This is a genomic window from Chromobacterium sp. IIBBL 290-4, from assembly GCF_024207115.1.
Taxonomy (GTDB): domain Bacteria; phylum Pseudomonadota; class Gammaproteobacteria; order Burkholderiales; family Chromobacteriaceae; genus Chromobacterium.
The window spans coordinates 2,841,610-2,859,335 of the sequence record NZ_CP100128.1 but is presented as its reverse complement, the minus strand read 5'-3'; the positions used below and the strand labels follow the sequence as shown (position 1 = coordinate 2,859,335).

18 protein-coding genes are annotated in these 17,726 nt (G+C 60.6%); 10 read left to right on the top strand and 8 right to left on the bottom strand.

Annotated features, from left to right (window positions below):
- Window positions 1–58: 58 nt before the first annotated feature.
- Window positions 59–1,690 (bottom strand): ABC-F family ATPase, encoded by a 1,632-nt coding sequence (locus tag NKT35_RS13295; protein ID WP_254293681.1) that lies wholly within the window; start codon window positions 1,688–1,690, stop codon window positions 59–61.
- 173 nt (window positions 1,691–1,863) lie between these two features.
- On the opposite strand from NKT35_RS13295, the gene dapA reads away from it, so the two are divergent.
- Together dapA and bamC are read left to right on the top strand one after the other, a co-directional pair.
- The gene (dapA, locus tag NKT35_RS13290) at window positions 1,864–2,739 is read left to right on the top strand and encodes a 4-hydroxy-tetrahydrodipicolinate synthase (protein WP_254293679.1); all 876 of its coding nucleotides are present in this window, start codon (window positions 1,864–1,866) and stop codon (window positions 2,737–2,739) included.
- 25 nt (window positions 2,740–2,764) lie between these two features.
- The gene (gene bamC, locus NKT35_RS13285) at window positions 2,765–3,883 is read left to right on the top strand and encodes an NlpB/DapX family lipoprotein (protein WP_254293677.1); all 1,119 of its coding nucleotides are present in this window, start codon (window positions 2,765–2,767) and stop codon (window positions 3,881–3,883) included.
- Window positions 3,884–4,602: 719 nt separating this feature from the next.
- Here the strand turns inward: bamC and NKT35_RS13280 are convergent.
- Window positions 4,603–5,736 (bottom strand): cupin domain-containing protein, encoded by a 1,134-nt coding sequence (locus NKT35_RS13280; protein ID WP_254293674.1) that lies wholly within the window; start codon window positions 5,734–5,736, stop codon window positions 4,603–4,605.
- Between the two features lie 141 nt (window positions 5,737–5,877).
- Between NKT35_RS13280 and NKT35_RS13275 the strand changes: the two genes are divergently transcribed.
- Complete coding sequence (locus tag NKT35_RS13275) at window positions 5,878–6,357, top strand: FKBP-type peptidyl-prolyl cis-trans isomerase (protein WP_254293673.1); 480 nt, start codon at window positions 5,878–5,880, stop codon at window positions 6,355–6,357.
- Between the two features lie 64 nt (window positions 6,358–6,421).
- Here NKT35_RS13275 and NKT35_RS13270 read toward each other — a convergent pair whose 3' ends face one another.
- The 6 genes from NKT35_RS13270 to NKT35_RS13245 all read right to left on the bottom strand — a co-directional run bounded on the left by NKT35_RS13270 (window position 6,422) and on the right by NKT35_RS13245 (window position 11,766).
- Window positions 6,422–7,168 (bottom strand): phosphatase PAP2 family protein, encoded by a 747-nt coding sequence (locus NKT35_RS13270; protein ID WP_254293671.1) that lies wholly within the window; start codon window positions 7,166–7,168, stop codon window positions 6,422–6,424.
- A 5-nt stretch (window positions 7,169–7,173) separates the two neighbouring features.
- Window positions 7,174–7,992: a peptide chain release factor N(5)-glutamine methyltransferase gene (gene prmC, locus NKT35_RS13265; protein WP_371926506.1), complete on the bottom strand. Its 819-nt coding sequence runs from the start codon at window positions 7,990–7,992 to the stop codon at window positions 7,174–7,176.
- Between the two features lie 10 nt (window positions 7,993–8,002).
- On the bottom strand, window positions 8,003–9,436 hold the full coding sequence (gene mgtE, locus NKT35_RS13260) for a magnesium transporter (protein WP_254293667.1): 1,434 nt from the start codon (window positions 9,434–9,436) through the stop codon (window positions 8,003–8,005).
- Window positions 9,437–9,706: 270 nt separating this feature from the next.
- Window positions 9,707–10,393, bottom strand: coding sequence for a monofunctional biosynthetic peptidoglycan transglycosylase (gene mtgA, locus NKT35_RS13255; protein WP_254293665.1), 687 nt, complete (start codon window positions 10,391–10,393; stop codon window positions 9,707–9,709).
- 2 nt (window positions 10,394–10,395) lie between these two features.
- Window positions 10,396–11,217 carry a shikimate dehydrogenase gene (aroE, locus tag NKT35_RS13250; RefSeq protein ID WP_254293663.1) on the bottom strand — a complete coding sequence of 274 codons (822 nt, stop codon included), beginning with the start codon at window positions 11,215–11,217 and terminating at the stop codon, window positions 10,396–10,398.
- Window positions 11,218–11,313: 96 nt separating this feature from the next.
- Entirely contained in the window at window positions 11,314–11,766 is a 453-nt protein-coding gene (locus tag NKT35_RS13245; protein ID WP_254293661.1) for a rhodanese-like domain-containing protein, read from the bottom strand.
- 273 nt (window positions 11,767–12,039) lie between these two features.
- Between NKT35_RS13245 and glnA the strand changes: the two genes are divergently transcribed.
- The 7 genes from glnA (at window position 12,040) to NKT35_RS13210 (ending at window position 17,724) form a co-directional block, all read left to right on the top strand.
- Window positions 12,040–13,458: a type I glutamate--ammonia ligase gene (gene glnA / locus NKT35_RS13240; protein WP_254293659.1), complete on the top strand. Its 1,419-nt coding sequence runs from the start codon at window positions 12,040–12,042 to the stop codon at window positions 13,456–13,458.
- A 214-nt stretch (window positions 13,459–13,672) separates the two neighbouring features.
- Entirely contained in the window at window positions 13,673–14,977 is a 1,305-nt protein-coding gene (locus tag NKT35_RS13235; protein ID WP_254293658.1) for a tyrosine-type recombinase/integrase, read from the top strand.
- A 97-nt stretch (window positions 14,978–15,074) separates the two neighbouring features.
- Window positions 15,075–15,659: a hypothetical protein gene (locus NKT35_RS13230; protein WP_254293656.1), complete on the top strand. Its 585-nt coding sequence runs from the start codon at window positions 15,075–15,077 to the stop codon at window positions 15,657–15,659.
- A 391-nt stretch (window positions 15,660–16,050) separates the two neighbouring features.
- The gene (locus tag NKT35_RS13225) at window positions 16,051–16,281 is read left to right on the top strand and encodes a helix-turn-helix transcriptional regulator (RefSeq protein ID WP_254293654.1); all 231 of its coding nucleotides are present in this window, start codon (window positions 16,051–16,053) and stop codon (window positions 16,279–16,281) included.
- The gene (locus NKT35_RS13220) at window positions 16,281–16,586 is read left to right on the top strand and encodes a helix-turn-helix domain-containing protein (protein ID WP_254293652.1); all 306 of its coding nucleotides are present in this window, start codon (window positions 16,281–16,283) and stop codon (window positions 16,584–16,586) included. The genes NKT35_RS13225 and NKT35_RS13220 overlap by 1 nt, the downstream gene beginning before the upstream one ends.
- Complete coding sequence (locus tag NKT35_RS13215; RefSeq protein WP_254293650.1) at window positions 16,583–17,275, top strand: KilA-N domain-containing protein; 693 nt, start codon at window positions 16,583–16,585, stop codon at window positions 17,273–17,275. The genes NKT35_RS13220 and NKT35_RS13215 overlap by 4 nt, the downstream gene beginning before the upstream one ends.
- On the top strand, window positions 17,272–17,724 hold the full coding sequence (locus NKT35_RS13210) for a hypothetical protein (RefSeq protein ID WP_254293649.1): 453 nt from the start codon (window positions 17,272–17,274) through the stop codon (window positions 17,722–17,724). The genes NKT35_RS13215 and NKT35_RS13210 overlap by 4 nt, the downstream gene beginning before the upstream one ends.
- Window positions 17,725–17,726 lie beyond the last annotated feature (2 nt).

The window sequence follows — 17,726 nt, the reverse complement described above, 5'->3', positions numbered from 1 at the left end:
AATATAGCGCACGCCCTCCCGCTGGTAAAGTTACGGCCCGAAACAGGCCGTAACCGGATTATTCCAGGCCCTTGCTGGCCAGGTAGTCTTCATAGTTGCCGGTGTAGTAGTCGTAACCGCCCTTGCCGTCCAGTTCCAGCACGTGGGTAGCCAGGCTGCTCACGAACTGGCGGTCGTGGGATACGAAGATCAAGGTGCCCTTGTACTTTTCCAAGGCCATGTTCAGGGATTCGATCGATTCCATGTCCATGTGGTTGGTCGGCTCGTCCATGATCATCACGTTCGGCTTTTGCAGAATCAGCTTGCCGTACAGCATGCGGCCCTTTTCGCCGCCGGACAGCACGCGCACCGGCTTGCCCACTTCGTCGCCGCCGAACAGCAGGCGGCCCAGCGTGCCGCGGATCACCTGCTCGTCGTCGCCTTCCTGGCCCCATTGGCGCATCCATTCGGTCAACGTCCAATCGCTGTCGAAGTCAGCCTCATGGTCCTGGGCGAAGTAGCCGATCTGGGCTTTTTCCGCCCATTTGATCGAGCCGCGGTCCGCGGTCAGGCCTTCCGCGTAAGCCTGCTCGAAAGCGCCGGCCAGCAGCTTGACCAGCGAGGTTTTGCCCGCGCCGTTGGGGCCGATGACGGCCAGGCGCGCGCCGGCTTCCAGGATCAGGTTCAGATCCTTGAAGAGCACCTTGGGGTCGTAAGCCTTGTTCAAGCCCTCCACCTCCACCGCCTGGCGATGCAGCTTGAACTTGTCATCCATCTCGAAGCGGATGAACGGGTTCTGGCGGCTGGACGGCTTCACTTCCACCATCTCGGACTTCAGCTTGTCCACCTGCTTCAGGCGCGAAGTCGCCTGGCGGGCCTTGGACTTGTTGGCGGAGAAGCGGGCCACGAACTCCTGCAGTTCCTGGATGCGCTCCTTGGCCTTGCTGTTGGACGACAGCTGGCGCTCCCTTGCCTGAGCCGACGCGATCATATAGTCGTCGTAGTTGCCCGGGTAGATGCGGATGGTGTTGTAGTCCAAGTCCGCCATGTGGGTGCACACCGAGTTCAGGAAGTGGCGGTCGTGCGAAATGATGATCATGGTGGCGTTGCGCTCATTAAGCACATGTTCCAGCCAGCGGATGGTGTTGATGTCCAGGTTGTTGGTCGGTTCGTCCAACAGCAGGATGTCCGGGTTGGAGAACAGCGCCTGAGCGAGCAGCACCCGCAGCTTCCAGCCCGGGGCCACTTCGCTCATCGGACCGAAATGCTGTTCCACCGGGATGCCGACGCCCATCAAGAGCTCGCCTGCGCGCGCCTCGGCGGTGTAGCCGTCGTACTCGGCGAACTTGGCTTCCAAGTCGGCCGCGCGCATGTAATCGTCTTCGGTGGCTTCCAGGTTGGCGTAGATGGCGTCGCGTTCGCTCATCGCCGCCCACATCTCGGTGTGGCCCATCATCACCACGTCGATCACGCGCTGGTCTTCGTAACCGAACTGGTCCTGACGCAGCTTACCCAGGCGCAGGCCATTCTCGATGGCGACTTCGCCCGCGGTCTGCTCCAGGTCGCCACCCAGGATTTTCATGAAAGTGGATTTGCCGGAACCGTTGGCGCCGATCAGGCCGTAACGGTTGCCTTCGCCGAATTTGACGGTCACCTTCTCGAACAAAGGTTTCACGCCAAACTGCATCGTAATATTGCTTGTGGTAATCACGCTTGAGGATCCTTCAGCCAGCTAGCCGTAAGTATCGGAAAAACGTAGGATTCTAGCACATCGGCCGCCATTTCCCGAGCCCTTCCGCCCCGCTTTGCCGCTAACTTTTGCCAGCCAGACGAATTCCGCTACAATCATGAGCTTGTAAATCCTTATTCCAGATAGGCAGAACTATGCTTACCGGCAGCTTGGTAGCGCTTGTGACACCGATGGCCAGCGATGGCGCGGTGGACTTTTCGGCGTTGCAACGATTGGTTGAATTCCATATCGAGAATGGCACCTCCGGCATCGTCGCCGTCGGCACCACCGGCGAATCGGCGACCCTGTCGGTCGAAGAACACATCGAAGTCGTGGCCGCCGTAGTCAAATACGCCGCCGGCCGCGTCAAAGTCATCGCCGGCGCAGGCGGCAACGCCACCAGCGAGGCCATCGATCTGGGCCAACGCTCGGCCGACGCCGGCGCCGACATGGTCTTGTCCGTAGTGCCCTACTACAACAAGCCGACCCAGGAAGGCATTTACCAACACTTCAAGGCCATCGCCGACGCGAGCCCGCTGCCGGTCATCCTTTATAACGTGCCCGGCCGCACCGTGGCGGACATGAGCAACGTCACCGCGCTGCGCCTGGCCGAACACCCGAACATCGTCGGTCTGAAGGACGCCACCGGCGACATCGGCCGCGCCTGCGATCTGGCGCTGCGCGCGCCCAAGGATTTCGCGTTGTATTCCGGCGACGACGCCACCGGCATGGCCTTCATGCTGTGCGGCGGCCACGGCGTGATTTCGGTCACCGCCAACATCGCCCCCAAGCAAATGAGCGAACTGTGCAAAGCCTCCATCGCCGGCGAAACCCACCAGGCGCGCGCCATCAACGACAAGTTGCAAGGCCTGCACAAACAGTTGTTCATTGAACCGAACCCGATTCCGGCCAAGTGGGCCCTGACGCGGATGCTGGGCATCCCCGCAGGCATCCGACTGCCGCTCACCCCGCTCAACGAAGCCGCCCTGCCGGCCGTAGAAGCGGCCCTCAAACAAGCCGAAGTAATCTGAGTCACCCTGCACTCTGGGAGTCCGCATGAAATTCAGCGCGTCCGCCGCTATTTTGCTGGCAGCCGGCACCTTGGCCGCCTGCAGCAGCACCCAAGCCCCGCTTAACAAACCGCTGGACTACAAGTCCGATGCGCCGGCCAAGACCGTTGCCGGACTGGAAGTTCCGCCCGACCTGACCACGCCGCAAATCCAGAACAAGTTCAACTTGCCCGGCGGCGTCACCACCGCAGACGCCGATGCGCAAACCGCCGCGGCCGCCTCGCCTGTCGCGCTGAATCAAATCGACAACGTCAAAATGGAGCGCGCCGGCACGCAACGCTGGCTGCTGGTAGGCAATAAGAAAGCCGCTGAACTGTGGCCGGTGCTGAAAGCCTTCTGGCAGGAAAACGGCTTCGTGATCAAAACCGAAGATCCCGGCGTCGGCATCATGGAAACCGACTGGGCGGAAAATCGCGCCAAGCTGCCGAACGACGGCCTGCGCAAACTGCTGGAAACCGTCGGCCTCGGCAGCGTCTACTCCACCGGCGAGCGCGACAAGTTCCGCATCCGCCTGGAAAACACGCCGCAAGGCACCGAGGTGTACTTCTCGCACCGCGGCATGGAAGAGGTCTACGCCGACAACAGCAAGACCAACACCATCTGGCAGGCGCGCCCGACCGACCCCAATCTGGAAGCCGAACTGCTGGGCCGCTTCATGATCCGTCTGGGCATGACCGAAGACAAAGCCAAGGCGCAGGTGCAGCAGACGCTGGCCAAGCCGGCCAAGCCGCAAGATCCCATCGTGGACGGCCAACTGCAGCTGAACGACGGCTTCGACCGCGCCTGGCGCCGCGTAGGCCTGGCGCTGGACCGCGTCGGCCTGATCGTCACCGACCGCGACCGTTCGCAAGGCGTGTACTTCGTGAAACCGGCCAAGGGCGAGACCGACAGCAAGGACGAGGGCGGCGGCTTCTGGTCCAGCCTGGCCTTCTGGAAGAGCAGCGACGGCAAAACGGTCAAGCCGGGCGAGCAGGAATACCGCATCAAGCTGCTGGAGCAGAACGCCAACGCCACCACGCTGCAAATTCAGGACAAGCAAGGCAAGCCGCTGGCCGACGACTTCGTCAAAGCCGCGCTGGGCAAATTGCAAACCGAACTGCAATAAAGCAACACCCCATTCTGGAAATACAACAGCCCGCATTTGCGGGCTGTTTTTTATGCGCGAATCATTTGGTTTTCACGGCAAACCTGCCGCCGATTAAAGCCGGAAAGTCCTTGCTCCCGCAAAATGTAACGTTTTGTATTCCACAATAAATTCTGTGGTTTTTCCACCAAATTTACAACTCGTCGTAATGAATCGCCAAACGACGGGCACAAAAAAACCGGCCGGAGCCGGTTTTTTTGCTGTTGCTTGCTGCGAATTACTTAGCAGCGGAAGCAGCCGGAGCGGAAGCGTCAGCAGCCGGAGCGGAAGCTGCCGGAGCGGAAGCTTCAGCGGCCGGAGCGGAAGCGGCCGGAGCGGAAGCTTCAGCAGCCGGAGCGGAAGCTTCAGCCGGAGCTTCTTTCTTACCGCAAGCGGACAGGGCTACGGCCAGCAGGGCAGCAACGAGGAGCGACTGTTTCATTTTTTCTTTACCTTTGAGGATAAGTTGAACAAGACGTCAGTCATCGCACGGTCTCAATAGAAAAGCCGGGCGACTGAAAATCCATCAGTGAGCAAATTGTATCACGAAAAAAAACGCTGTATAGAGGGCAAAATTCTAAAAAAAACACATCGCCGACCATTGCCGCACAAGCGCGAACGCAAACGCAAAAACGAGCGTTTAACCCCGCATTTGAGCCGCATCCTCCGTTGCTTTCCGGATACAAGAACTCGATCTGTTGTTATTCTGCTACATTATCGCCAAGATGCCAATAACCTGACAGGTAACCTTCGTATAGCGCGGACAGCATAGCGCCGGAATATTTCCCTTTTGGCAGACTGCGCGCGTTGCCGAAATGACGCCAGGCGTCGAAGTCTTCCGCTTCGTGTTCGATCTTTTCGCCGTTGCAATACACGCAGGCGTCGCAGAACAGAATCTGGCTCTTGCGATCCAGCGCCACGCCGGCTTCCGCCACAGCCTCCTCGAACTCGTCCTCATCCAGCTCGTCTTCAGGCGCGTCATAGAATACATGCGCCTTAGGTTCGGTCAGATAATGGCCGAGGAAATCGCAAACCGTATCCTTGTCCCAACGTATCTTGGACAGATGCTCGGCGACCTGCTCTATCATCTCGTCGCCGATGCGGGCCGGATCCGGCTGCAATTTCAAATCCGGGTCCGCATACACGCCATCCAGGCACAGCCGGTCCTGCAAGTACACCAGAAACTGCGTCGCCAGCTCCTGCGCCGGCGGCGCGCGGAAACCGATCGAGTAAGTCATGCCCGGCTCCAGAGCCACGCCGTAGTGCGCGCAGTGCGGCGGCAGATACAACATGTCGCCATGCTCCAGCACGAACTCCTGCTCCATCCGGAAATCCTTCAGCACGCGGATCGGCGCGTCCTCGATGAAATCGTCGTCCCGCTGCGACGAGATCTGCCAGCGCTTCTTGCCGCCCACTTGCAGCAGGAACACATCGTAGGCGTCGAAGTGCGGGCCGACCGTGCCGCCAGGAGGAGCATAGCTGATCATCAGATCGTCGAGCCTGGCATAAGGGATGAAGTTGAAACGCCACAAAATCTCGTCGATATGCGGCAACAGCTGATTCACCCCCTGCACCAGGATGGTCCAGTCGGTCTCCGCCAGCCGGCGGAAGCGCGAAGCGCGGAACGGGCCGCGCTCCAGATGCCATTTGCCCTGCTTGTATTCGATCAGGCGGGACTCGGCGTCGTCGCGCTGCGCCAGCTCCGACAACACCGAAAAATCGACATGCGGCCCGACATCGGTCAGCGCGCCGCGGATCAGCAGCGGCTTCTTGTGCCAGTATTCGGCCAGGAATTGTTCGGGCGGCATGCCGCCCAGCAAGTTTGTGGTGTTCATAACGCTTTTTACGGACCTCGCGGCCCATCTATGGTTTACAATACGGCCAGACGCTAAAACGGTCTGCTCTTGCGGTGGAAGGAACACCCTGCGGGCAGCCCCTGTCAAGTTTTTTCACCATCCATCACGGATATCCATCTCATGCAAATCGCCAAAAACACCATCGTCACGCTCCACTACGAGATGTTCGACGTAGACAACAACTTGCTCGACAAGACCGAAGAGCCGATCAGCTACCTGCATGGCGGCTACGATGGCATCTTCCCGCTGGTGGAAGAGGCGCTGGAAGGCAAGAACGTTGGCGAATCCGTCGACGTGAAGCTGACGGCCGACGACGCTTTCGGCGATCCGGAAGAAGAGCTGATCCGCGTGGAAGACCTGGAAGTGTTCCCGGCTGACGTCGAAATCGGCATGGTCTTCGAAGCCGACGATCCGGAAACCGGCGAACTGCTGCTGTTCCGCGTCACCGACATCGCCGACGGCAAGGCCGTGGTCGACGCCAACCACCCGCTGGCCGGCCAAAGCATCCGCTTCGCCGCCAAGGTGGTCGAAGTGCGCGCCGCCTCCGCTGACGAAATCAGCCACGGCCACGCCCACGGCGAACACGGCCACCACCACTGATCCCCGGCGGCCTCCGCCGCGGTGGATAGTAGAAAGCGAGCCTGCGGGCTCGCTTTTGTTTTATCTAATGCCCAAGCCTCGACGCGCGCCAGAAACCGGCCAACATCGAGGCCGAGGCGATGCCCACCCGCAGCCAGTATTCGGCGAACACGCCTCTATGCCCCAGCAGCCAGGCGACGCCGCCAGCCAGCGTCACCAATAAAATCAATTGCAGCGTGCGCGTCACATCGCGCGGCCAGCCTTGCGGCCAGGCCCAGCGCAGCGCCATCGCCATCGATCCCCAGCCCAGCAAAGCGCCTGCCAGCAAGTCCAGCGGCCAGTGCACGCCGATGGCGATGCGAGACAGCATTACGATGCCCGCCAGGGCCGCCCAGACCGCCGCGCGGCCGCAGGCCATGCCGCGCGCGGCGAAGGTCGCCAATGCCGCCGCCGCCATCGCATGCCCGGAAGGAAAAGAACCGCTGCCCGGCAAACGGTCCAGCAAATCGAAGCTGCCCGGCGGCAGCACCAGCGGCGGCCTGGGCATGGCAAAACCGGCCTTCAGGCCGATAGCCAACAACACGGCCAGCGCGCTGCCGATCAACATCGCCGGCAAACGGCGCGGATCGCGCCAGGACAGATACAGCATCAGCGAAAACACAGTCAGCCAGTCGCCGAACACGCTGGCGAAGCGCCACAGCGGCGCCGCCACAATATGGCTGGCCTGATGCAGCAACAAAAACAGCTCGCGATTCCAATCCTGCCGCCAAGCCAGCGCCGCGCAGGCAGCCAGCATCCATGCCGCCGGCCAGAAGCGCCGCAATATGCTCACAACCCTCATCCCGCCTTGCGGCCGACGGTGATGCGGTCCTGTCCGGCCAGGTCGCGGATGGTTTCCACCTCGAGCAAGCCCGTGGCGGCGAACAGGCTTCGCACCGCCTCGCCCTGATCGTAGCCGTGCTCCACCATCAGCCAGCCGCCGGCATGCAAACGCGCCGGCGCGCCGGCGGCGATTTCACGCAGGCAGGACAGGCCATCGGCCTCGTCGGTCAGCGCGCCGCGCGGTTCGAAGCGCAGATCGCCTTCGTCCAGATGATGATCTTCGCGCTCGATATAAGGCGGATTGGAGGCGATCAAATCGAAACGCGCGTCCGCGGCCAGCGGATCGAACCAGCTGCCGTGATGAAACGCCACCGCCGCGCCCAAGGCCTGGGCATTGGCCGCGGCCACTTGCAGCGCCTCGGCCGACACATCCACCGCGCTCACCCGCCAAGCAGGCGCCTCCAGCGCCAGCGTGGCGGCGATGATGCCGCTGCCGGTGCCCAGGTCCACCACGCGCGCCGCTTGGCTTCTATCCAGCCGCGCCAAGGCCAGCTCGATCAAATGCTCGGTTTCCGGACGCGGGATCAGCACCGCCGGACTCACCCGGAAATCGCGGCCGAAGAATTCGCGCGATCCCAATAGATAGGCCATGGGCTCGCCGGCCAGGCGGCGCTCGGCCAGCGTCTCGAAAACAGCGACCGCCTCTTGCGGCAGCTCGCGCTCGGGATAGCCGATAATGGCCGCATGGCTCAGTCCCGGCCAGGCATGCATCAGCAGCATCCGGCTTTCCAGCCTCGGTAAAGCATGGCGCCGCAGCGCCTGTTCTATGGTCAGCATCGCGTTCTTACAATAGGAAAAGAGTGGCCAGCCCCAGGAAAATCAAAAATCCGCCGGAATCGGTGCAGGCGGTGATCAGCACGCTGGAGCCCAGCGCCGGATCCTTGCCCAGCTTCTGCATCAAGGTCGGAATCATCACCCCCATGGTGGCGGCCAGCATCAGGTTAAGCGTCATCGCCGCCAGCATCACCAGCCCCAGGGACACGCTGCCGTACAACAGCCAGGCGATCACGCCTATCACGCTGCCCCACACCATGCCATTGATGATGCTGACGCCCAGCTCCTTGCGCCACAAGCGGCCAGCCTGGCCAAGCTGCATCTGGCCCATGGCCAGGGCGCGCACGATCATGGTGATGGTCTGATTGCCGGAATTGCCGCCTATACCGGCCACGATGGGCATCAAGGCCGCCAGCGCCACCAACTGGGCGATGGAATGCTCGAAAGCGCCTATCACCCGCGAGGCGAAGAAGGCGGTGCACAGATTGATGGCCAGCCAGGACCAGCGGTTTTTCACCGAATCCATCACCGAGGCGAACAAGTCTTCCTCTTCCTTCAAACCGGCCAGGTTCAACACCTCGCTGTCCGATTCCTCGCGGATCACGTCCACCATGGCGTCCACGGTCAAGCGGCCCAGCAGCATGCCGCGGCGGTCCACCACCGGCGCGCTGACCAGGTCATAACGCTCGAAGGCCTGGGCGGCATCCACCGCCGCTTCGTCCGGCTGGAAACTCACCACCTCGGTGGCCATCACATCGGCCACTTCGGCCTCGGGGTCGGACACCAGCAGCTTGCGCACCGACAGCACGCCTTTCAGGCAGCCGGCGTCGTCGATGACGAAAATCTTGTCGGTCTGGCGCGGCAGCTCGTCAAAGCGGCGCAGATAACGCAGCACCACTTCGCAGCTGACGTCGGCGCGGATCTTCACCAGCTCGAAGTCCATCAGCGCGCCGACGCGGTCGTCCTCGTAAGACAGCACCGCCTGCAACTGGCCGCGCTCTTCCTCGTCCAGCCGCCCCATCGCCTCGTACACCACCTGGCGCGGCAGATCCGGCGCCAGTTCGGCCAGCTCGTCGGCATCCAGCTCCACCAAGGCGGCGACCAGCTCGTCCGGGTCCATCACCTCGATCAGCGATTCGCGCACCGCGTCGGACACTTCCAACAGCACCGCGCCCTCGCGCTCGCCCTCGGTCAGATCCCAGGCCAGGAGGCGGTCTTCCAGCGGCAAAGCTTCAAGAATATGGGCGATGTCGGCCGGATGCAGCTGCGCCAATCGCTGCCGCAGCTCAAGCAGATTCTGCTGCAGCGGCGCGTCATCGGCAGCCCCGGCCTCGGGGCGCGCGGCCTGCTGCTCCAGCTGGCGCTGACGTTCGATCAGGCGCTGGACGTGGACCAGGCTTTCTTGCAGACGATCGATCGATTGTTGCTTGAAGGCAACCGTCATGCATGTCTCCTTCCGCCCAGAGGGCGCAGGCAGGCTGACAGTCTGAGGCGGGAATTATTCGTTAGGGGTAAGGCGGAGTGGAATCGCGGGGTAACTGGGCAAGTCCATGCGGTTTCGCCGCGCCATCGGCGCGACAATAAAAATAACGGCCGGGATTGTAACATGGCAGAACAAAGCGCTCCAAGCCGCGGCCTGGAAGATCGATTGCGCCGCGAGACGCGCCCGGGGAAATGCGAAACAGGCGGCCAAGGCCGCCCGTTCATTCCATCGCTATGGCAGATCGGCGTAGCCCATCCGCCGTTGGATGATGCGGGTTTTCTTGGCCAGGCCCGGCGCGTTGCGGTGATCGTCGTAATAGCGCGGATTGGGCACCATGGCCGCCAGCTTGGCCGCCTGGCCGCTGGATAGCCTGGAGGCGCTGGTGCGGAAGTAATGGCGCGACGCCGCCTCCGCGCCGAACACCCCGCTGCCCCACTCGATCACATTCAGATAGATCTCGAAGATGCGGCGCTTGTCCATGGTCTTTTCCAGCATCACCGTGATCAGCGCCTCCTCCAGCTTGCGCCAGGGCGTCTTGCCGCTGGACAGGAACAGGTTCTTGGCCAATTGCTGGCTGATGGTGGAGCCGCCGGCGACGATATGGCCTTTCTTCAGGTTCTTTTCGAAAGCCGCCTCAATGCCGTCCCAATCGAAACCTTCATGATCGACGAACTTGGCGTCTTCCGCCGCGATCAGGGCCCGCTTCAAATTGGGCGAAATCTTGTCGTAAGGCACCCACTTATGGCTCAGTTCCGCGTCGGGATCATCCTGCTTCAGCTTGGCCAGCTGCTCGGTCATGAAGGAGCTGGCGTCGGGATTATGGTCGCGCCAATACAGGATATGGCCTAAGACCCACAGGTTATACAGCAGAAAGGCGGCCGCGAGGGCCGCCAGGATTTTCAGTATCCAACGCGTCATGCTTAAGCCAGCACTTCTCTCAGCATATTGGTGACCTTGCGGGTGTCCGGCTGCACGCCGCGCCAGATGGCGAACGATTCCGCCGCCTGCTCCACCAGCATGCCCAGGCCATCGGCCAGCATGCCGGCGTTTTCGCCTTGCGCGCGTTGCAGGAAAGGCGTCAGGCCGCTGCTGTACACCATGTCGTAAGCCAGCGTCCGGGCCGTGAACACGCCATGCGGCAGCGGCGGCATTTCATTGTTCAGGCTGGTGGAGGTGGCGTTGATGATAATGTCGAAGCTGCGGCCTTCCAGCGCGTCATAGCCGACCGCCTCCACCTTGCCGTAGCGGGCGAAGTGGTGCGCCAGCGACTCGGCTTTGATCACCGTGCGGTTGGCCACGGTCAGGCTGGCCGGCTTTTGCTCCAGGATGGGCTCCAGCACGCCGCGCACCGCGCCGCCGGCGCCCAGGATCAGCACGCGCTGGCCCTGGATCGGGTAATCGAGGTTTTCCACGATGTCGCGCACCAGGCCGACGCCGTCGGTGTTGTCGCCATAGATCTTGCCTTCGCGGAAGGCAAGCGTGTTGACCGCCTCGGCCGCGCGGGCGCGCTCGGTCAGTTCGTGAGCGTAGCGATAAGCGTCGCCCTTGAACGGCAGCGTGATATTGAGCCCCTTGCCGCCATGGGCGACGAAATCGCCCACCACCTCGTTGAACTTGCCGATATCGGCGAACAGCTTTTCATAGCTGATGTCCTGCCCGGTGGCGCGGGCGAATTCTTCATGGATGAACGGCGACTGGCTATGCGAAATGGGGTTGCCGATAACGGCGTAACGGTCGGTCATGGTCGGCTTTCCAAAATTGTGCGCCGCGTGGCGGCGGATTCAGGCAACACTTTGCCGCGTTACGGCGCAAACTTCAACCGCCGCCGTCAATCCCGCTCAGCCTTGCACCCAGGGCAGGCCCCGCTGGCGCCAGCCGCCCACCGAGTTGCGGTGGCCGCGGGCGTCCAGATCGCCCTCGAAGCCTTCCAGCACGTTGTACACCTCGCTATAGCCATTTTCCGCCGCGAGACGCGCCACCTGATCGGAGCGCGCGCCGGAACGGCACATCACCAGCAACACCGCCTCCGGGTCAATCTGATGCGTCAGCTGCGCCAGGAAATGGGGATTGAGCGTCATGCCGGGGAAACTTTTCCACTCTATATTGACCGCGTCCGGCACGGTGCCGACAAACTGCCACTCCGCATGGCTGCGCACATCCAGCAACACCGCCTTGGGCAAGATTTGCAACAGTTCATAAGCCTCGTCCGGCAGCACCGCGCCGCTATACGGCAGGCCCAGCTGCTCTGCGCGCTGATGGGCGGTTTGCAAAATCTGATTGAGTTTGCTCATGGTTTTTCTCCCGCAACAAGTTGTCAGCCTTATGCCATCGATTATCTGCCTGCCCGCGGCGGCTGGCAAATTGCACACAATTGGTGCATAGATATTCAGACAGCACCATATTGGTTCACAATGCCGCACCCAAAGCGGCTGGATAAGCCAAAGCGGCTATGACACAATGCAGCAGCAGCGTTTTTGGAGCTGGCACGCTTCCTGCTTAAGCCGAGGCGTACCGATTTTTTCGCACTTGCCCTTGGGTGCACGTTGCCTTTCAGGAGATAAACCATGGCAGTAGCCGACGTAGTCAAACTGATCCAAGAAAACGACGTCAAATTTGTCGATCTGCGCTTTACCGATACCCGCGGCAAAGAACAGCACGTCTCCATCCCGGCCCATGTGCTGCTGGAAGACGCCGACGCCTGGTTCGAACACGGCCACGCTTTCGATGGCTCGTCCATCGCCGGCTGGAAAGGCATCCAGGCCTCCGACATGCTGCTGATCGCCGACCCGGCTACCGCCCGCGTCGACCCGTTCTTCGACGAGCCGACCGTATTCATGCACTGCGACGTGATCGACCCGGCCGACGGCAAGGGCTACGACCGCGACCCGCGCTCCATCGCCAAGCGCGCTGAAGCCTACCTGAAGGCATCCGGCGTGGGCGATACCGCCTACTTCGGCCCGGAGCCGGAATTCTTCATTTTCGACAGCATCACCTGGGGCGCCGACATGTCCGGCTGCTTCGTCAAGATCAAGGCTGAAGAAGCGGCCTGGGCCTCGGCTGAAGAATTCGAAGGCGGCAATATGGGCCACCGTCCGGGCATCAAGGGCGGCTACTTCCCGGTGCCGCCGGTGGATTCCTCGCAAGACATCCGCTCCGCCATGGTGCTGCTGCTGGAAGAACTGGGCATCCCGGTTGAAGTGCACCACCACGAAGTGGCCACCGCCGGCCAGAACGAAATCGGCACCAAGTTCAGCACGCTGACCCAGCGCGCCGACTGGACCCAGATCCTGAAGTACGTGGTGCACAACGTGGCCCACAGCTACGGCAAGACCGCCACCTTCATGCCGAAACCCATCGTCGGCGACAACGGCTCCGGCATGCACGTGCACCAGTCCATCTGGAAAGACGGCCAGAACCTGTTCGCGGGCGAAGGCTACGCCGGCCTGTCCGATACCGCCCTGTACTACATCGGCGGCATCATCAAGCACGCCAAGGCGCTGAACGCCATCACCAACCCGGGCACCAACTCCTACAAGCGTCTGGTTCCGCACTACGAGGCGCCGGTGAAGCTGGCTTACTCCGCCAAGAACCGTTCGGCTTCCATCCGCATCCCGCACGTGGCCAGCCCCAAGGCTCGCCGCATCGAAGCGCGCTTCCCGGATCCGTTGGCCAACCCCTACCTGTGCTTCTCCGCGCTGCTGATGGCCGGCCTGGACGGCATCCAGAACAAGATCCACCCGGGCGATGCCGCGGACAAGAACCTGTACGATCTGCCGCCGGAAGAAGACAAGCTGATCCCGACCGTTTGCGCCTCGCTGGACGAAGCGCTGGCGGCCCTGGACAAGGACCGCGAGTTCCTGACCCGCGGCGGCGTGTTCTCCAACGAATGGATCGACGCCTACATCGACCTGAAGATGCAGGAAGTGAACCTGGCCCGCATGACCACCCACCCGGTGGAATTCGCGATGTACTACTCGCTGTAATAAAAAACCACAGTCCGAGCCGTTCACAAGCGTTCCGAACGGTTCTGACAAAAAACATGAAACCCGCACGGCTCAAGGCTATGCGGGTTTTCTTTGTCCTAAGCGTTCCGACGAGTGCCTAGCAGAGCAGAAGATTTTGTCCCCTGTTTTGTCCCCTGGATCTACAATGACCCCTGATGACACTGGATTAATCAGGGAAAACAGGGGACAAATCATGCCGCTGACCGATAAGGAATGCAGGAATGCCAAGCCTACCGGCGCCGACTACCAGCTAAGCGATGGCGGCGGCCTGTCTCTGGTTGTCCGCGCCAAGGGAACGAAGCTATGGCGCTACGAAGGCCGGCTGGAAGGCAGAAAGATCAAGTTCAGCATCGGCAACTATCCAGAGTACGGCCTTGCGGAAGCCCGCAAGCTGCTGGAGGCCGTGCGAGTCCTGATCCAGAAGGGCCGGCATCCCGAAGAGGCCCTGGAGTATGCCGACGCAAAGCGGATGATCCTTGAAGGCAGAGCCCTGGCTGAGGTTGACGAAGCGAACGAGCAAAAGGCCAAGGCGGTAACCGCTGAAGAGGAAGCCGCAGCCAGAGCCCAGCGCATGACCTTTGCCGAGGCCGCAAGCCGCTACAAAGCCGAATGGGTGGATCACAATTGGAAGCACCCTGATAAGGGCTTCTCCCCTGCCCGGCTCCACCTTCTCCCCAAGCTTGGGGACATGGCGCTTGAAGATATAGACGTGCCTGCCATCCGTGATTTGCTGCTGGATGTCCGCGAGCGCAGAGGCGTACAAGCGGCTTTGCATGCCCACGGCTGGGCCTCCCGCATTCTGGACTACGCAGCTGAACATCTTTGGTGCAAACACAACCCTGCAAAGCTGATTAAGCCCGCCCGGATCGGGACCAAAGGCAAGCGCACCCGCTGGCTCAAGGCGCATGAAATCAGGCGCTACCTCGTTGGGCTTTATCAGGCCGATTGCTACCGTGGTTATAAGCTGGCGCTGCATCTGCTGCTGATGCTGGCGCTGCGCAAGAATGAATTGGTTTCGGCCAACTGGAGCGAGTTTGATCTAGAGGCAGGCGAATGGCTCATCCCCGCCGGGAGAATGAAGGCAAGGCGGGAACATCGTGTTTTCTTGCCCAAGCAGGCCATCGAAATGCTGCAAGAGCTGAAGCGCTTGGGCGGCGGGAGTGAGTGGGTTATGCCAATGCCAAGCAACAAGCTCCGCCCGATGCATGGCAACAACCTAAACGGAGCCCATGCCGCGGCCATCACGGCGGCCGCTATTGAGGACTGCACGATTCACGATCATCGGCACACTGCATCCACCCACCTGCGCGAGATGGGCCACATGCCGGAAGTTGTCGAAGCTGCACTCAGTCACGCAATCCCAGGCATTGCCGGCGTCTACGCCCACGCGCAATACAAAGAACAGCGCTTGGCAATGCTTCAGTCTTGGGCTGATTTCCTTGACTTGATCATGAACGAGAAGACCGTACTTCAGGCGACATTCCGCAAGATCGCCTGACACAGTTTTGCCGCGCCTAGATCGGCCAATCGAAAAGCGGGAAACCCTACCCGCCTGGCGCGGCATCCAATTTCACTAGGGGGCGTAGAGGGTACGCATGAACATTGACCAAAAAACTATTGAGCACTGGCTAAAGTATGACGAATGGACCACCAAGGAAGCTGCATTAATTTTCCTTGGCCTTCACCCAGAGGCAATGAAAGGCTTAGGCATCAACATAGGGACAAGCATTGATCTAATCCCAGAAGAATTTCAAGAAGTTGCAAGGCTTTGCCAAGTATTTAAGCGCGCAGACTGGAGCCACCTTGGAGTCAACTACTACAATGGCAAACTCCACCCAGCTGCCTATTTTCAAATGGCCGATGAAAAGCAAATTGAAATAGATGAACTTGTGCTAGAAGTCGCTCGAAAATGGTACCGCAACAAATCAGCAAGCACCAATTCAGAAGGCGAGCATGCCGATGTTGAATTGCGGAAACTTGAGCGCGACAGTCTGTTTAAAATCGTGATTGGATGGGCAATTTCCATTTATTCATATGATCCATCAGCCAAGAGAAACCCACACCTATCTGCTATGCGTGAAGACATTGAAAGGGCTGGATTGTCTATTGACGATGAGACCCTAAGAAAATGGCTGCGAGAAGCCGCATCGATCTTGCCTCAGCATCAGACCAAAAAGTAGTAACCAAGACACAGCCGGCAAGTGCCGGCTTTTTTCATCATTCGGCTTTCTGGGCATAGACGTACCGCGACGTACCGCAACGTACCGCAACGTACCGATACGGAAAGCATGTTCTCTGCAGAACACGGCCTCTCACAGCGCGCATATACGCTTCTCTACGTGTCTTTACGTGTCTTTACGTCTCTAAAGGCAAATTTACCTGAATCACATCAAATCTGCGGAACAGAATCTCTTACAATTCCTCTCAAACCCCCTGTATTTACTAGAGAGAAAACCGAAAGAGCACCAGTCTATTTTTGCTCGGTTTTCAGAAAGCCCATTCGGCCATTAGCGAGCCTGGCCCTGACAGAATGCCCCCAACAGTTCAGGACAAGCCCAAGGAGGGCAAGTGATGGCCGAGCAAATCAAACAAGCACTCATCCGACGCAAGCAATTAGAACAGCGTCTGAACGTCAGCCGGCAATGGATCTATGATCGGCTGAACCCTAAATCCCCCCGCTATGACCCCACCTTCCCCAAGCAGATCCAGCTTGGCGCGCGAGCTGGCGCCGTGGGCTGGCTTGAGCATGAAATTGATGCTTGGCTAGAGTCCCGCATAGCAGCTAGTCGGGAGGCGGCGTGATGACTTACCAAGACCGCAAGCCGCCCACGCTCACCGGCCAGCGCGCCGAGGTGATGCAGATCATCCGAGAATATGGCTATCGCAGCGTACCGCTTTACAGCCTGACGCTGACAGGCGAGTTTTCGATACCTGAAGCCGCCGCGCGCATCCATGAACTGCGCGAAATGGGCTTCAACATATTGTCGATTATTCACCCGGAAATCCTCTATCGCGGCCGCGTTCGCCGTGGCGTCGCTCAATATGTGCTTGGCACGCCTGCATGGCCGCGCCCTGGCTTCTTTGCCGACGATGAGGAGGCCGCATGACCAAGCTCATTCAAGCCGATTTCAACGGCCAGGCGATGCAGTTCACCGCTGATGGCTGGTTCAATGCGACGACTGCGGCGGCAAAATATGGGAAGCGCCCGAATGACTGGCTTTCACTGCCTGAAACGGGAAAGTACCTGGAAGCACTCACGCGCAAATATGGGGAAATCCCCTTTTTCAAGACCAAGCGCGGGGGCGATACCGGAAAATCTGGTAACGCTCAAGGCACTTGGCTTCATCCGAAATTGGCAGTGCGGTTCGCTCAATGGCTGGATATGGACTTCGCAATCTGGTGCGACGAGCAGATAGACGCCCTGATCCGTGGACAGACCAAGCCTGACGACTGGAGCGCCGCCCGTGTGGCCGCCGCCAGCAATCACCGGCTGTTATGCGACATGGTGAACCTGCACCGCCAGGCCATCGGCAAAGGCAGCACCGCACACCACTACGCCAATGAAGCCAGGCTGATCAATTGGGCGTTTTCCGGCCGGTTCTCACCCATCGACCGGGACGCGCTCAGCGTGCCAGAGCTGCGTCTACTGGAGCTGCTGGAACGTCAAGACGCCGTGCTGCTGGGCGCAGGCAAGGGCTACGACGAACGCAAAGCCGCCCTGCAGGCGTTCGCCACTGAGCAGCGCCAGCGCCTTGCCATCCCGGCCAATGATGTTGCGGGGAGGATTTCAGCATGACGCCCCTTGCCACCACATGCCCTGCGGGACATAATGGCCGTGCGCTGCTCATCAGCGCCGGGCTTGGCGGCCCGAACATCAAGGCGGACAGCCGCCTAGCGGCTATTTTTACGTCCGTCCGTACCACCATTGGTGCGCCTTCTTTGGCGGGCCGTGGTTGGGGCGTGCTCGCACGCGCCGGGTCCTTGATGCCGGTCCGCCAACCCTTCCACGTGCCTGCCTCCCCGCTTGGCGGCGAGGAGTTGGGCTTAACGCTCATCAAGGAGACATACACCATGTCTAGCCTCATCCTGCGCGCTATACGCGCCCTTCCCCTGTACGCCATAACCATTGCCACGACTCCCACCAAGTCCGAAGCCGCTGCACTCGCTCGCCTGCTGGTTTCGCAAGGCCGCCGCGCCCTGATCCTGCCGGCCGGCGCCGGCTTTTCCGTTCAGGAGGTGCGCTAATC

Excerpts from the sequence above, each read along its gene's own strand:
- dapA (WP_254293679.1), top strand. The coding sequence starts at position 1,864 with ATGCTTACCGGCAGCTTGGTAGCGCTTGTGACACCGATGGCCAGCGAT.
- bamC (WP_254293677.1), top strand. The coding sequence starts at position 2,765 with ATGAAATTCAGCGCGTCCGCCGCTATTTTGCTGGCAGCCGGCACCTTG.
- NKT35_RS13280 (WP_254293674.1), bottom strand. The coding sequence starts at position 5,736 with ATGAACACCACAAACTTGCTGGGCGGCATGCCGCCCGAACAATTCCTG.
- NKT35_RS13275 (WP_254293673.1), top strand. The coding sequence starts at position 5,878 with ATGCAAATCGCCAAAAACACCATCGTCACGCTCCACTACGAGATGTTC.
- mgtE (WP_254293667.1), bottom strand. The coding sequence starts at position 9,436 with ATGACGGTTGCCTTCAAGCAACAATCGATCGATCGTCTGCAAGAAAGC.
- mtgA (WP_254293665.1), bottom strand. The coding sequence starts at position 10,393 with ATGACGCGTTGGATACTGAAAATCCTGGCGGCCCTCGCGGCCGCCTTT.
- aroE (WP_254293663.1), bottom strand. The coding sequence starts at position 11,217 with ATGACCGACCGTTACGCCGTTATCGGCAACCCCATTTCGCATAGCCAG.
- NKT35_RS13245 (WP_254293661.1), bottom strand. The coding sequence starts at position 11,766 with ATGAGCAAACTCAATCAGATTTTGCAAACCGCCCATCAGCGCGCAGAG.
- glnA (WP_254293659.1), top strand. The coding sequence starts at position 12,040 with ATGGCAGTAGCCGACGTAGTCAAACTGATCCAAGAAAACGACGTCAAA.
- NKT35_RS13235 (WP_254293658.1), top strand. The coding sequence starts at position 13,673 with ATGCCGCTGACCGATAAGGAATGCAGGAATGCCAAGCCTACCGGCGCC.
- NKT35_RS13230 (WP_254293656.1), top strand. The coding sequence starts at position 15,075 with ATGAACATTGACCAAAAAACTATTGAGCACTGGCTAAAGTATGACGAA.
- NKT35_RS13225 (WP_254293654.1), top strand. The coding sequence starts at position 16,051 with ATGGCCGAGCAAATCAAACAAGCACTCATCCGACGCAAGCAATTAGAA.
- NKT35_RS13220 (WP_254293652.1), top strand. The coding sequence starts at position 16,281 with ATGACTTACCAAGACCGCAAGCCGCCCACGCTCACCGGCCAGCGCGCC.
- NKT35_RS13215 (WP_254293650.1), top strand. The coding sequence starts at position 16,583 with ATGACCAAGCTCATTCAAGCCGATTTCAACGGCCAGGCGATGCAGTTC.
- NKT35_RS13210 (WP_254293649.1), top strand. The coding sequence starts at position 17,272 with ATGACGCCCCTTGCCACCACATGCCCTGCGGGACATAATGGCCGTGCG.